Genomic DNA, 13,971 nt, shown 5'->3' with positions numbered 1-13,971 from the left:
CGAAGTGACTGGTATCTGGGACGACCGCCGCTACCTCGACATGGCCCTGCTCAACTCAACCCCAGACACTGCCGCTGATTGACACCGCCAAGGAGCATTCCTCCCCTGCCTCCCTCCGAACCAACTACACACGATTCGGGACTTGACCGGGAAGGCGTCATCATCCCGGCATGAGTCAGGCATCTCCTTCTCAACCGCCTCCGTTTCCGACAACAGTTCCAATCCCCCAGGTGCCAGCGACCCTGCCTGGACTGGCTGCGGATGTCGTAGCGTCGGGTCTGCCGGTTCACCCCGAGGACCGGATTAAGCTATTTAGCGCGGAGCAATGGGAGCGCTTCGTCCAAGAGTGGGTCGACTCGCTTCGTGACATGTACGAACTTGTCGAACGATGCGGCGGCTCAGGGGACATGGGGCGCGACGTCATTGCGACGATGAAAGGGGGCAGTGGCGCGTGGGTCAACTACCAGTGCAAGCACTACAAGGCTGCGTTGGCGCCCACCGACATTTGGACCGAATTGGGGAAGCTCGCGTACTACACGAAGCGCGGTGATTACTCGTACCCGCACCGCTACTACTTCATCGCGCCTAGAGGCGCAGGCACAAAGCTATCGAACCTCCTGAAGAAGCCGGAGGAACTGCGGAGCGAGCTGTTTAAGCAGTGGAACGACTACTGTCGTGAGGGAATCACGAAGACAGAGTTGGTGGAGTGCGATGCTGCCATGAAGGCGCACATCGAGAGCCTCGACTTCTCCATTTTTGAGGCCACGCCAGTTCTGCGGATCATCGAAGCCCATGCAAAGACGCGTTGGTACGTAGCGCAGTTCGGAGGTGGGCTGCCCCTTCGCCCCGAGCCGCTTACGCCCCCGGCCGCGCCGGTGGGCAACGAGACGGTCTTCGTCGGTGAGCTACGTCGCGCGTACGCCGATCACATGAAGAAGGACGTGAACGACATTGAGAAAGACCTCGTGGGACGCGATGACCTTCGGGATCACTTCGCCGACGCTCGCATCGAATTCTACAGTGCTGAGGGCTTGCGAACGTTCTCGCGCGACACGCTGCCACCAGGTGAGTTCGAGAAGCTCCAAGACGAAGTCCACTCGGGAATCAAGGACGACCTGCGGGGCGATCACGCGGATGGCTACCGGCGCGCCGTGGCCGTAGTGAAGACCGCACGCACCCTGCAGCTCACCAGCCACCCGCTGATCAGCCGCATCCACAATCGAGATCGTGGGGGGATTTGCCATCAGCTTGCTAACAACGGGAAGGTTCGGTGGGTCAAATGACAGGAGAGATCCCGAGCCATTTCTTCACGCCGTTCAATGGGCCGGTGGAGATTGGTCTTCGCGCGCTTTGCGTTCTTACGGCGGCGTACCCGACTTCGTACGCACTTCAGCGGCTCGTGGTTTTCGACTACCTGCTGGTCCACTCCGATGACGTGCCTGGTGGTCCCGCCGGCCTACATCCGCGGACGCCTCATCGCGGAGGCGAGATCCTTGTGCGTCGCGGCGTGCTGCAGGATGGGCTCTCGCTCTACGAGAGTCGGGGGCTCATCCTTCGCGCCTACCAGGAGGGCGGAATCTTCTTCTCGGCAACCGATAGGTCTGGAGGCTTCCTCGATACGCTCAGCAGCGAGTATCTCAAGGGGCTTCGTTCGCGAGCTGACTGGGTTGTTGATAGCTTCGGGCTGCTGGATGGTACAGAGCTTGACGCGATGATTCGCGAGAGCATCGGCACATGGGGGGCGGAGTTTGCGATGGAGTCTGTCCTATGGGCAGAGGAGGCATCGTGAAGTTCGGCTTCGCGCTTCGTCGACTCTCATTGACCGGCCCCGGCAAACTGCCTGCCGAGGTGGTATTCACTCGCGGCCTGAACGTCATCGCTGGGCCCTCGGAAACTGGAAAAAGCTTCATCGCCCAGTGTGTCGATTACGCCCTCGGGGGTGGTGAGGAGCCGAAGGATATCCCAGAGGCAGAGGGCTATACGACTGTTCTCCTCGAGATCGAGTCGAACCCAGACCATCGGACCTACAAACTTGAGCGAAGTCTGCGCGGCGGCGAGGTGCGCTGCACAACGGAAGGCCAATCGGACCGCATCCTCGCGGCCAAGCACCGAGGAGGCAAAGAGGACACGGTCTCGCAATTCCTTCTCGACCTGTCAGGGTTGGGCAGCAAGAAGGTTCGCATCAACGAGGGCGGCAAGACCCGCCCGTTAAGCTTCCGCGACATCGCTCGGCTCGTTATCATCGACGAAGAGACGGTCATCAAGAAGACCTCTCCTGTCCTGAGCGGACAGTTCGCAGCCAAGACTGCCGAGAGTGGTATCTTCCGGCTCCTCCTGACGGGCACCGACGATTCAACGGTGATCGCGAATGAGGACCCGAAGGTTACAAAGGGGCGCCAAGCGGGGAAAGCCGAGCTCCTCGAGAGTCTGCTGATGAATGCTCGCGAGCGATTAGCTGACTTGGGCGACGTGGGAATCCTCACCGACGAACGCGACCGCCTCGCGCGCATCGAGGCTGCGCTGGAGACGGCGATCTCCGAACGAAATGCCGCACAGGTAAGCGTAGCACCGTTGGAGGCGAAGCGGCATGGAGCGTGGACTGCACTGCGCGTGGTCGACTCGAAGCTCGCAGTCATGGCCGAGTTGCAGACGCGGTTCGACCTCCTGCAGGAGCAGTACTCTTCCGACCTTCGAAGGTTGGAAGCGATTGCCGAGGCGGGAGTGCGCCTCGACCAGCTTAAGGAAGAGCGCTGCCCAATGTGCGGTGCTCTCGCGGAGCACCACGAGAACGGCCATAGAGAAGTGCGGCTCTCTCCTACAGACGTGTCCCAGGCGTGCAAGGCGGAGTCTTCCAAGACCTTCAAGCTCCTTCAGGACCTGCAGGCGACGCGCGCAGCGACCGCCGCCGAGACAGAGCAGCTCCGAAGTGTGCGTGCGGTACGGCAACAAGAGTTCGACGCGATTGCAGCGGAGTTGAAGGCTCTACTGGAGCGACACGTAGACGTCGCCACGAAGAAGGTCGATGAATTGCGAGCACATGAGAGCACCTCTCGCAAGGCACTCGAGCTGCTCGAGCGTGTCCTGGAGTTGGAAGCGCTCCTTGAGGAGGCGAGCACGCCGAAGAAGAAGGAACGAGCTGAGGGGCCGAGTTCGGCGGTAAGCACCGCGCAGGCCGACCCCTTCAGCCGAGAGGTCGAAGCACTCCTTCAGGCCTGGCACTTTCCGGCCGCTGAGCGGGTCTCCTTCAGCGAGAAAGCCCAAGACATCGTCATTTCAGGGCGCGCACGGAAGAGTCGCGGTAAGGGCGTTCGTGCAATCACCAGGGCTGCATTCAACCTCGCGCTCTTGCACCTCTGCGTGAAGGACGAGCGTCCGTTCCCCAACTTCGTCCTCATCGATTCGCCATTGATCGTCTATGAAGAGCCTGATGCAGACGAGGCCTCGTTCCCACAGGACGTCAAGAAGCACTTCTGGGAGAGCGTGAAGTCGTCCTTCGCTGAGGCCCAAGTCCTCATCATCGAGAACAGCAAGCAGCTTCCAAACGATGGCGCCATCGGCGACGCGAATGTCGTGCTGTTCACCGGGAACGATCAGGGACGCCGAGGTTTCATCCCGCAGGCGGGGGCCGCTAAATGAGTTCCGGCGTGACTTCGCGGGACGGCGCCCAGTGGCACGTTCGGACTGCGAGGCACCCAGCCGTCCGGTACGGCCCGTTCGCCACGCTGCGCACCAAACGTAGGCGTCTTTGCGGCTCCTTGTTGGCCTACCCCTGCCCGCCGGACTTCTGCGCGGGCGCTGGAGGGCCCAGGGGGGCGTACCCTCGACGCTGTTCCCTGCCCAGAAGGCCCGAGTGGGCAGGGGCAGTGAGGCGGAGCAGGGGGCTGTGGTGGCCGAGGATTCGGCCAAGAGAGTCTGAGAGCCGTCTCGGAGAGTCTGCGCCGCGCGACGAATTCGTGAGTACCCAGTAACTGCCAGCCGCATTTCGCTCTCTCGGTTAACAGGTGGCCTTTTTTGGCCTTCTGAAAGAGGGAAATGGCGCAACCCTGGAAGGTACGACATCGAAAGCCAGGGATTGTCAGAGTCGAGAGCCCGCGGTGGTTAACAAAACTGTTAACCACTCTCGGCCTCTCTCTCCCCAAAACGGGCGAAAGAGCGCTCCAGAGAGCCCAGTTGGCGGCGGAGAAGAGGGGGCATCTCGCTCTGCGGGGTAGAGAGCCGAGAGCGCCCTCTTCAGCACCGCGAGCCAAAATCCCTTGGGATTCAGCGGCTTAAGCACGAAGGCCCCGCGATGTCATCGCGAGGCCCTTGTTAAACAAAAAAGGCCCTACCAGTTGGTAGGGCCTTTCAAGTAGCTCCCTGACGTGGACTCGAACCACGGACCTAGTGATTAACAGTCACCCGCTCTACCGGCTGAGCTATCAGGGAATATGTCCTCGCCGTGGTAACCGCGCCGCAGCGATGACGCGCTTTCTAGAGAACGGAGCCGCCCCTGTCAACAGTCCCGTTTGATCCGCTCTCCCGGCTCCAGGTCCAACCCTGGTCCGCGCTGGCGGGGCTTGCCTCGATTTCCTCGGAGGCCATCTCCCTCGTGCTCGCTGGCTCTCCGGCCGAGCGAGTCGTGGACCGCACGCTCCGGACCCATCGCACCCTCTCCAGTCCCCAACGCCAGGCGCTCAAGGAGGTCATCTACAACGTCGCCCTCTGGCGCCGCCGCCTCGACTTCCTCCTGGGCCACGCCAACGCGCCCCCGTCGCGCCTGCTCTTCGCATTCCTCCAGGGCCTCGCCCGGCGCCCAGCGTCCGAGGCAGCCGCCCTGGCTGGAATCGAGCCCGACCAGATTCCGCCGCTGAATCCGGCCCAGCCCCCTTCGCTCGCCCTCCGGCACTCCCTTCCGGATTGGCTCGCCGACCACTTCGCGCGGGAGCTGGGCCCGGAGGCAGACGACTTCTGCGCCCACCTCAACGTCCCAGGCCCCATCACCCTGCGTGTGAATCCGCTCCGCGACTCCCGGGAAGACCTGGCCATCCGCTTGCGCGCCGAGGGCCTTCCCACTCGCCCTGGAGCCTGGAGTCCACTGGCCCTCCATGTCGACGGGCCCCGTCCCAACCTCTATGCGTTGCCCTCCCTCCGAGAGGGCCGATTCGAGGTCCAGGACGAGGGCAGTCAGCTCCTGGGACTCCTCCTGGATGCCCGCCCCGGAGAGACCGTCCTCGACCTGTGCGCGGGGGCCGGAGGCAAGACGCTCCTGCTCGGCGCACAGATGCGCGACTCCGGTCGGCTCCTCGCCCATGACCCAGACCCCGAGCGACTGGACCGGCTCCTCCAACGTGTCTCCCGAGCGGGGCTCACGCGCGTCCAGGTCCTCAGGGCGCCACCCTCCCCGGGCCTCGACGCCGACCGCGTACTCGTGGACGCCCCCTGCTCCGAGCTCGGACCTCTTCGCCGCGGGCCGGATCAACGCTTCCGCGCCACCGCGAACGTCCTCACGCGCTTCCCACCGCTCCAGCTTGAACTGCTCCACCAAGCCGCGGCGCTGCTCCGCCCAGGAGGCCAGTTGGTCTATGCCACCTGCACCGTCAATCGTGCCGAGAACCAGGATGTCGTTACGGCCTTCCTGACCTCACGCCCTGATTTCCAACGCCTGCGCCCTGGCGAGGGCTGGCTCCCCGACGAGTGCATTCGCGATGACTTCCTCGTCGTCACGCCCCACCTGCACGGCACGGACGCCTTCTTCGCGGCGGTCCTGCAGCGCTCGACCGGGAAGTAGACGCACCTCACCGAACCTGAACTGTCTGACAAAGCCTCATGGGGTCTTGCCTTGGAAACGCCGTGACGAACAGAATCACTCCGTGGATTGAAGTCATGACGGTACTGGCCGGGGCATGTAAGGAGAACTGTCGTGGTCACCGTGGCTAAGCGTGCGCGAGAGAAGTGGTTTTCGGCCCACATCGTCTTGGTGATCATGCCGAAGGCGCGTGCCAATCGGGCGGCCGTGGATGTCTGGGAGAACATCGTCCTCATCAAGGCGGTGAACGCGGCCGCAGCCAAACGACAGGCCGCCAGCATGGGTCGGTTTCACGCCCGACAAAGCAAGACAGACGCCAACATCGAGTTTCGCGGCGTTCGAGCCGTTGTTGACGTCCTGCCCTCGCCCACCGGCAAAGCCACCTGGAATGAGATTCTTGAAAGCGGCGCGGAGGTCTCTTGCAACAAGCTGCAGTTCGCCTCACGGACGGAGCTCTCAAGATTCATGAAACTGCGAAAAGCCAAGGTCGAGTTGCTTTGGTAGGGAGGCCAGCCACCGCCCTGATTCACGCCTCGGCTGATTGACTCGGGCTCCAGCGAGAGCCGAGGAGACGGAGCACGGCTTGGGGCCGGGCGCGGAAATAGCCGAGCCCCGAGCGCAGAGCGTGCAGCAACTGCGTCAACTCGTCGAAGAGGACGTTGTGCGTGGCGAACTGGCGAAGAGGTCGCCACAGCCGCTCAATGGACTGAAGCTGAGGGCTGTAGGACGGCAGCCGGTACAACGTCTGGTGCGGGTAGCGTTGCAGGGCCCAGTCCACCGGACGTCCTCGGTGCCAAGGCGCATTGTCGATGATGATGACGACTGCTGCGTACACGTCGGCCGGGTAGGTCCGCGCCACGTCGAGCAGGTGGTGGGCAAATGCCACCTGCATCCGCTTCGTCTTGGACAGCCCGTCCTTCCGGCGCGTCCGGGTGCGGCTGCCATACAACCGGCTGGTGATTTCGCCCGTCACGGTGTTGACGGAGGCAATGGTATGCACCACGTCTTTGCAATCGCGGGTGCCGCTGAGGGGGCGCTCGCCCTTCAGTCCCAGGGCGGCCGTCAACGTGGGCACCATGGGAAAGCGTCCCTCGTCCTGGCTCGAATCAGGACTGCGCACGCAATGACGCGTTCGCTGAGGCGCACTTCTCGCTGGACTCGGATATTCCGGAGCCACACCTCTGATGGTGGAGGACCCACTGAAACCGGGACGCCGTGTGAAGGCCCCGCCGGCCTGTGTTCCAGGTGCTCTCCCATGTCCCTTGGAGTTGCGCGGGTCGCCCGGGTCTTCGGGCTTGAGTCCGTGGACTCGAACGCGGGCGAGGAACCCATTAGGGTGCGCCGCCATGCGATGCGACCACTGTTCCCGGTCCGAGACGACGGTCTTTGTTGAGCTGCACCACAACGTAGGCATGTTGTTCGCGCGGCGCTCCCATACGACGGCCGCCGACCTGTGCCGAGGGTGTCTGGGCAGGGCGTTCTGGCACCACACGCTGCGCAACGTCACCCTGGGCTGGTGGGGCACGATTTCCTTCTTCGTGACCTGGTACTACCTGCTGTCCAACATCGTCACCTACGTGCAGGCCCGCGCGGAGATGGGCCGCTCGCGCCGGCGCGCGGCGCCCGTCGTCAAGGAAGCCCGAGGCGCGGACGCGCTGCGAATCCTCCAGCCCTTCGAGCACAACATCCGCATGCATCTGCGCATGGGAGATGACCCCTCCGCCATCGCGCGCGACATGGCGCGACTGCATGGCGTGGAGGCCTCCGCCGCCCAGGCCTACGTGGAGCAGCTCCGCGGCTCCGCTTGAGGCACACCGCCAAGGGCGACGCCGCACACTCTTGAGTCAGCCCCCCTGTTGGCACAATCACTGCCTCGGAAGGACACGCCTGTCGGGTTCCAGACAGACGCCATGGGGAGGCCCAAGGCCCGGACGTGCCATTCATTAAGATGCAAATCCTTTACATGCCGACGGTCGGAACGGCATGCGAGGCACGCTGCTTTGCATGAAGTCAGTTCAGGCACGAGGCGGCCATTTCCGACAAGGCCTCGTCGAGTCGGAGAGGACTGGTATGCATCAATCAAACAGGCCTTCAATGAACAGGCGGAGCTTTCTTCGCGCGGGCGCGGTGTTAGGCATGGGCGCCGGCGGGGTGCTCCCCGTGCTGCCGTCCAAGGCATGGGCCGCAGAGGGGAGTGACCTCCCGGCCCCAACCGGGCCCTACGGTGTCCCCCCCTCGCCCGGGCGCGGCTATCAGACGCGCCCACGGATTGGTCCCAATCGGTTCAACACCGCATACGAGCCCCCAGGCATCATCCAGGGCGTTCCTACGGCGAGCCCAGACTTGATGACCCAGCCGCTGCTTGGGTCGTTGGATGGCGAAACCAAGGCAAGCAACCGGCAGGTGCGTTTCCGCAACACCTACGGTTCATTCATCTGGATTTGCATCGCGTTCCCCGCCACCGCCGCCTGTGGGGGCTCGCTGGGGGGGCACCTGACACGCGGGTGGTGGGGAATCGGCCTGAATCAGGAGGTCCATGTCCTCACGACGCAGGAATCGTGGGTCTACTTCATGGCCGAGGCCGATGATGGAGCAGGCTGGGGCGGGGACGCGCTCACCGCTTGTATCCCCGGGGACGGGAGCGCTTTCGACCACTGCAAGGAACAATGCCTGTTTGGCGACCGAAGGGTCGGGATGAGGGCGCGGACCTTCTCGTCCGACGTTGTCATCACCCTGAGCCGGTGATGGCGCACCACCGGGCATCCCGCGACAATCCATGGAGCTGCGGCGGGTTCGTTGAGTCCGCTCAACAACTTCCATACCCGCCGGAGCTCCGAGCGCGAATCGTCGAGTTGGCGAAGGCGGGACGGACGACGAGCAGCCTGGCCGAGGAGCGGGCTTTCTCTACCTGGCTGTCGTCATCGACGTGTGGAGTCGCAAGGTGGTGGGCTGGGCCATGGCCACCCACCTGAAGTCGGAGTGGGTCATCGCCGCGCTGGACATGGCCGTCGCCCAGCGCCAGCCCCGAGACGTCATCCATCATGACTCACGCAGAGGCCAGGATGGCTGTCGTCCAGTACATCGACGGCTGGTACAACCTGCGCCGGAGGCACTCCGCCCTCGGCGACCAGTCTCCCGCCAACGATGAGAAGAGGTACCGAACCGCGGCTTGACCCACCAAGTCGCCGGGACTCAACGAGACCGGTGTAACTCCACCGTTCTGCTGACGTCACGAGCCTGTCACAGCCACGCTCACGAGGCTTGCCTCAAGGCCCACCCTTCGGGGTGCTGACCGCCCTTCATCCCTTGGCACCGCGCGCAGATATCCCTGGGCTTCTCGTTCTCCAAGGACTCAGCGTGACCACATGGACAGAACTGCCACCTTCTTTCGATGACACCCGACAATCCCGACCATTTCACGGCAATTTTCCCGTGTCATGACAGTCGATTGCGCTTCGCACTTCAGGGTCCTTCACATGGCCGATTCCCGGACCTCCAGTCCGGTGCGTCGACACCCCGATTGAAACACCATGACTCCATTCCGAAGTCTGTGGCTCGCGGCCGCCCTGCTGATGGCCGCCTGCGAAACGACTGAGCTCGCGCAGCCCGACGACGTCCAGGATGCGACGACGGCCCAGGACCTCTCCACGCTCTCCGTGCGAGGAACCACCAGCGCGAGCGGCCTGGCCACCGCCACCCTCTCCATCCCCACCCCCGTCGGGACGGCCGCCGGAGATGTGCTGGTGGTGCAGTTGAGCAATCGCGAGGCCGTCACCGCCGTCGCCACCCCACCCGCTGGCTGGACGCTGCTGCGCTCCGAGCAAAGCGCCTCGGCCATCAAGTCCTGGCTCTTCCTCCGCGTGGCCAGCGCGGCCGAGCCGAGCAGTCACACCTTCACCCTCGACGTCGCCAGCGCCATGGCGGCCACCCTGGTCGCGGTGTCGGGCGCGGATCCGCTCCAGCCGATCGACGTGCACGTCGGCCAGAAGAATGGCAACAGCGCGAGCCTCGCGCTGCCCGTCGCCACCACGTCGTCCGCGAACGGCCTCGCGGTGTGGTTCTCGGCCCAGGTCTGGGGAGGCACCGCGTGCCCCGCGGTCCACACCCCTCCGACGGGCTTCACCGAGCAGCTCGACACCTGCCTCGTCTCGTCGACGCGCGGCGTGCTGCACAGCGCCGCCACCTCGCAGCTCGGGGCCGCCGGTGCCCAGCCCGCCTTCACCGGCAGCTCCACGCTCCCCAACACCAACATCACGCACGCGGTGGTGCTGCGTCCCCTCCAGCCGCCGGCCACTGCGGAGATCACCCTCGTCGGCACCGCGCACGCAAGCGGCAAGACGGTCACCAGCTTGACCCTCTCGACCCCCACGGGCGTCGCCGCCGGTCACGTGCTGCTGGCGCACCTTGCGAACCGTAACCAGATCGGCGCCGAGCTCACCCCTCCCGCGGGTTGGACGCTGGTGCGCACCGACATGAGCAGCTGGAGCATCCGCGGCTGGGTCTTCGTCCGCGTCGCCACCGCCAGCGAGCCCGCGAGCCACACGTTCCAGAGCTCCATCGCGAGCTACCTCGTCGGCAGCATCGTGGCGTATGCCGGCGTCAATCCGACCAACCCGATCGACACACACGCCGGCAAGAGCAACAGCGGCTCGACGACCTTCACGACGCCGCAGCTGAGCACCTCGACCGCGGGCGGGGCCGCCGTCTGGTTCGGCGCGCAGGCGTGGACCGGCGCCGCGTGTCCGACCTCGGCGATCGAGCCCCCCGCGGGCTTCACCGAGACCTACGACACCTGCCTGGTGTCCTCGTCCCAGGGCCTCGTCTTCAACGCCGCCTTCATGCCCCTCGCCGGTGCCGGCCTCCAGGGACCGTTCAACGGGAGCTCGACGTTCGCCGAGACCAACGTCGCGCAGGTCGTCGCCCTTCGCCGCGCCGAGGTCGCGCCGTCCTCGGGGGTCGCGTTGCGTGGGAGCTCGCGCAACAGCGGCCTGTCGCTCGCCTCGCTGTCGATTCCCAAGCCGTCGGGGACCCAAGCCAACGACGCGCTCATCGCGCGGGTGATTGTGCGCAACAACATCTCCGCGACCGTCACGCCGCCCGCCGGCTGGACGTTCCTGCGCTCGGAGCAGAGCGCCTTTGCCATCCGCACCTGGATCTTCTACCGCGTCGCGGGCGCCTCCGAGCCCACGAGCTACACGTTCGGACTGGACGCGACCACCCACATGGCGGGGAGCGTGGAGGCCTTCAGCGGCGTCGACCCGGTCCAGCCCATCGACGTGCACGCGGGCCAGAAGAACGGCGACTCCGCGTCGTTCACCGTGCCCGACGTGGTGACCGGCAGCGCGGGTGGGCTCGCCGTCTGGTACGGCTCACAGGTCTGGCCGGACGCCACCTGCCCCGCCACCGGCATCGAGCCGCCGCTCGGCTTCACCGAGGCCTTCGACGCGTGCCTGGGTCACGCCAACGGACTGCTCTTCAATGCGGCCTACCGGTCGCTCACCGCGCCGGGCCTCCAGACGGGCCTCTCCGGCAGCTCCGCGTTCGTGCAGACCAACACCGCGCACGTCGTCGTCCTGCGCGCCGCCAACGCCCCCACCTGCGTGGTCGGCGACACGTACGCGACCACCTTCACGCTCCAGGGCACCGTGACCGCGCCGGAGATCGTGGAGCCCTCGGGCCTGGCCGCGAGCCGCCTGGTCGGCAACGCGCTCTACGTGCACAACGAGGACACCACCGCCATCGTCGCGATCAACACCCTCAACGCGAGCACCCTCGGCACGTTCAACGTGACCAACGTGACGCCGGCCGACTGGGAGGACCTCGCGACCGGGCCCTGCCCGAGCGGCTCGTGCATCTTCATCGGTGACATCGGGAAGTGGAGCGCCAACTTCCCTCCGGGTGGCAGCCCCACGTCGTTCACCATCTACCGCGTGCCCGAGCCGGATCTCGCCAACGGCCAGACCTCGGGGGGGCTCGTCGCCGAGGCCTTCCCGTTCGTCTATCCGGACGGCGCGAAGGACGCGGAGTCGCTGATGGTGCACCCCACCACCGGAGACATCTACGTCGTGACCAAGGACGGGGGCACGGGGAAGAGCGGCGTGTACAAGTTCCCCCGGCCGCTGACGCCGGGCGTGCAGGCCACGCTGATCCACGTCCACACGATCCAGCTGCCGCTGAACGGAGACGCCAACTTCTCGGCCGCGACCGCGGCGGCGATCCACCCCTGCGCGGATCGCTTCCTCCTTCGCACCTACCGCACCGTCTACGAGTTCCGTGCGACGCCGGGACTTGGCTTCGAGTCGGCCATCTTCGCGACGCCCGTCACGCTGACCGACACCGCCGAGGGCCAGGGTGAGGCGATGGAGTACGAGGCCAACGGCGCGAGCTACTTCACGATGAGCGAGAGCCCCTCGCCCTTCAGGCTCAAGCGCGTGCCCCTGCGGTAGGACCGCGTCGAACGCCGAGGAAACAAGGCCGGTCGTGGGGCTCGCCCCCATGGCCGGCCTTGTTGTTCCGAGCTGGGAGCTCGCGCTCGGCGCCGCCGTTCACACGGCATCCCTCCTGAAGCCCAGACCCACCTGCGGACCGGAGCATGAGCGGTGCGCATCAAGGCAGATGTCGCGTGAGAAGGCTCATCTGATGCGCTTCATCTCCTGCACGGTCGAGGTGAGGTTCGGAGCGGGGCCGAGACGGACGAGGCCTGCCGGCGTCCAGTTGCGCGTGACGCGGCTCCATCGTTTGGGGATGACGGGCTCGGGCTCTCGGGTATACCCGGTGGCGTCGAGCAAGGAGTGCAGCCTCGCGACCAGAGTGCCTGTCGTCGGGCGTGCCGAAGCGACTGGCGGAGTGTCCGTGCCCGGTGTTGTACCAGTCCACGAAGCACTGCACGTCATCCCCGGCATCCTCTGCGCGCCAGCCTCGACTCCGGGTCGGTCGTTGAGGCATGCGCGGCGTTGCTTCTCTTCTCGCCGTGGAAGTCGACGGTGGAGTTGCCCTTGTCGTCCCGAGGCTCCTGATTCACCGGGTCAGGAGACCCTGCTCCGGTGCGAGAGGTCGTCCCCGCACCGGAGGCATCCAGCAGCCTGCTAGCTCACGGGCACCGTCCCGCCGTCGATGACGTACTCCGCCCCGGTGATCGCGCTCGCTCGGTCCGAGACGAGAAACCCGATCAGCTCGGCGACCTCGGCCGGACGCGCGGGGCGCCCGAGAGGAATTCCGCCGAGCGAGCGCATCACGAGCTCCCTCGCGCCCGCTTCGTCGGTGCCGTTCTTCGCCGCGATCTCGCTCATGAACCCGACGGAGGCCTCGGTCTCGACCCAGCCCGGTGACACTCGATTCACGCGCACGCCCTGCGGCGCGACCTCCTTCGAGAGCGCCTTGCTGTAGTTCGAGAGCGCGGCCTTGGCCGAGGCGTACGCGGTCGTCGCTTCATGAAGCGGCAGCTGCCGCTGGATCGACGTCACGTGCACGACCGCGCCGGTCCGGCGCTCGCGCATTCCGGGGACCAAGGCCCGGTCGAGACGCACCGCCGCCATCAGGTTCAGGTCGATCGTCTTCTGCCACGCGTCGTCGTCGAGGACGGAGAAGCCTCCCGCCGGCGCCGACGTTCCCCCCACGACGTGGACCAGGATGTCCACGGCTCCGGCGGCCTTCACGACGCGCGCGCAGCCCTCCGCCGTGGAGACATCGGCGGCGATGAAGCCCTCGCCCGCTCCCTCCCGCGCGGTCGTCAGCACCGTCGCGCCGGCCTCGCGCAGCCATGCGACCACCGCCTTGCCGATGCCCTTCGTTCCGCCCGTCACGAGCGCACGCCTACCCTCTAGCCCTCTCATCACGTCATCTCCTTCCACTGGGTTGAAATGGGCATCACGGCTCACGCGCCGATGCTCAAAGACACAATCCGCTCGTCCTTCATCCGGAACGCAAAGGTGAGCGTGATGGGACTGCCGGGAAACCGGCCCGTCACTCTCGCGCGGACCTCGCAGGCATCGTCCTTCGCGTTCACCTCGAGCGGCTGCGCGACGGCCTGATACTTCGCCTGGGAGTCACGCCACCATTCGTCGATGGCCGCATGCCCGACATGCCGATGTCCCTCATCCTCGACAACGGCATCGGGCGCGAAGGCGTGGAGCGGCGTGGCACTGCCCGCGTCGAAATAGGCTCGAATGGATGGGTGCATGGTCATG

At 65.6% G+C, this 13,971-nt stretch carries 11 protein-coding genes, 1 tRNA gene and 2 pseudogenes; 10 read left to right on the top strand and 4 right to left on the bottom strand.

Features of this window, described 5'->3' with window-relative positions:
• Positions 1-368 precede the first annotated feature (368 nt).
• Genes K8625_RS42770 through K8625_RS42760 form a run of 3 tightly spaced genes read left to right on the top strand, consistent with a single transcriptional unit; the run spans position 369 to position 3,636 of the window.
• Entirely contained in the window at positions 369-1,283 is a 915-nt protein-coding gene (locus tag K8625_RS42770) for an ABC-three component system protein (protein ID WP_223738461.1), read from the top strand.
• Entirely contained in the window at positions 1,280-1,789 is a 510-nt protein-coding gene (locus K8625_RS42765) for an ABC-three component system middle component 2 (protein ID WP_223738462.1), read from the top strand. The genes K8625_RS42770 and K8625_RS42765 overlap by 4 nt, the downstream gene beginning before the upstream one ends.
• A complete protein-coding gene (locus K8625_RS42760; RefSeq protein WP_223738463.1) occupies positions 1,786-3,636 on the top strand; it encodes an AAA family ATPase in 1,851 nt (616 codons plus the stop codon). The genes K8625_RS42765 and K8625_RS42760 overlap by 4 nt, the downstream gene beginning before the upstream one ends.
• Before the next feature lie 716 nt (positions 3,637-4,352).
• Here K8625_RS42760 and K8625_RS42755 read toward each other — a convergent pair.
• Positions 4,353-4,425, bottom strand: a tRNA-Asn gene (locus tag K8625_RS42755).
• A 193-nt stretch (positions 4,426-4,618) separates the two neighbouring features.
• On the opposite strand from K8625_RS42755, the gene K8625_RS42750 reads away from it, so the two are divergent.
• A complete protein-coding gene (locus K8625_RS42750) occupies positions 4,619-5,767 on the top strand; it encodes an RsmB/NOP family class I SAM-dependent RNA methyltransferase (RefSeq protein WP_370640421.1) in 1,149 nt (382 codons plus the stop codon).
• A gap of 132 nt (positions 5,768-5,899) precedes the next feature.
• On the top strand, positions 5,900-6,289 hold the full coding sequence (locus tag K8625_RS42745; protein WP_223750539.1) for a hypothetical protein: 390 nt from the start codon (positions 5,900-5,902) through the stop codon (positions 6,287-6,289).
• A 22-nt stretch (positions 6,290-6,311) separates the two neighbouring features.
• Here the strand turns inward: K8625_RS42745 and K8625_RS42740 are convergent, their stop codons facing one another.
• The gene (locus K8625_RS42740; RefSeq protein WP_370640420.1) at positions 6,312-6,863 is read right to left on the bottom strand and encodes a transposase; all 552 of its coding nucleotides are present in this window, start codon (positions 6,861-6,863) and stop codon (positions 6,312-6,314) included.
• A gap of 334 nt (positions 6,864-7,197) precedes the next feature.
• Here K8625_RS42740 and K8625_RS42735 point away from each other — a divergent pair, with 334 nt between their 5' ends.
• The 5 genes and pseudogenes from K8625_RS42735 (at position 7,198) to K8625_RS42715 (ending at position 12,231) form a co-directional block, all read left to right on the top strand.
• Positions 7,198-7,593 (top strand): hypothetical protein, encoded by a 396-nt coding sequence (locus tag K8625_RS42735; RefSeq protein WP_223750538.1) that lies wholly within the window; start codon positions 7,198-7,200, stop codon positions 7,591-7,593.
• 175 nt (positions 7,594-7,768) lie between these two features.
• A pseudogene (locus K8625_RS44735) lies at positions 7,769-7,957 on the top strand (twin-arginine translocation signal domain-containing protein); the annotation flags it as partial.
• Positions 7,958-8,131: 174 nt separating this feature from the next.
• A complete protein-coding gene (locus tag K8625_RS42725; protein WP_223750648.1) occupies positions 8,132-8,530 on the top strand; it encodes a hypothetical protein in 399 nt (132 codons plus the stop codon).
• 148 nt (positions 8,531-8,678) lie between these two features.
• Positions 8,679-8,958 (top strand): annotated as a pseudogene (locus tag K8625_RS42720) (DDE-type integrase/transposase/recombinase); the annotation flags it as partial.
• A gap of 357 nt (positions 8,959-9,315) precedes the next feature.
• The gene (locus K8625_RS42715) at positions 9,316-12,231 is read left to right on the top strand and encodes a cell wall anchor protein (RefSeq protein WP_223785976.1); all 2,916 of its coding nucleotides are present in this window, start codon (positions 9,316-9,318) and stop codon (positions 12,229-12,231) included.
• A 639-nt stretch (positions 12,232-12,870) separates the two neighbouring features.
• On the opposite strand, the gene K8625_RS42710 is transcribed toward K8625_RS42715, so the two are convergent.
• Positions 12,871-13,617, bottom strand: coding sequence for an SDR family oxidoreductase (locus tag K8625_RS42710; protein ID WP_223750638.1), 747 nt, complete (start codon positions 13,615-13,617; stop codon positions 12,871-12,873).
• A 41-nt stretch (positions 13,618-13,658) separates the two neighbouring features.
• Positions 13,659-13,964, bottom strand: a complete 306-nt coding sequence (locus K8625_RS42705; protein ID WP_223785975.1) for a nuclear transport factor 2 family protein — start codon at positions 13,962-13,964, stop codon at positions 13,659-13,661.
• Positions 13,965-13,971 lie beyond the last annotated feature (7 nt).

The sequence above is a fragment of the Myxococcus sp. AS-1-15 genome (assembly GCF_020037055.1).
In the GTDB taxonomy this organism is placed as follows: Bacteria; Myxococcota; Myxococcia; order Myxococcales; family Myxococcaceae; genus Myxococcus; species Myxococcus fulvus.
The sequence above is the reverse complement of the archived record's forward strand: the minus strand, read 5'-3'. Positions and strand labels throughout refer to the sequence as shown.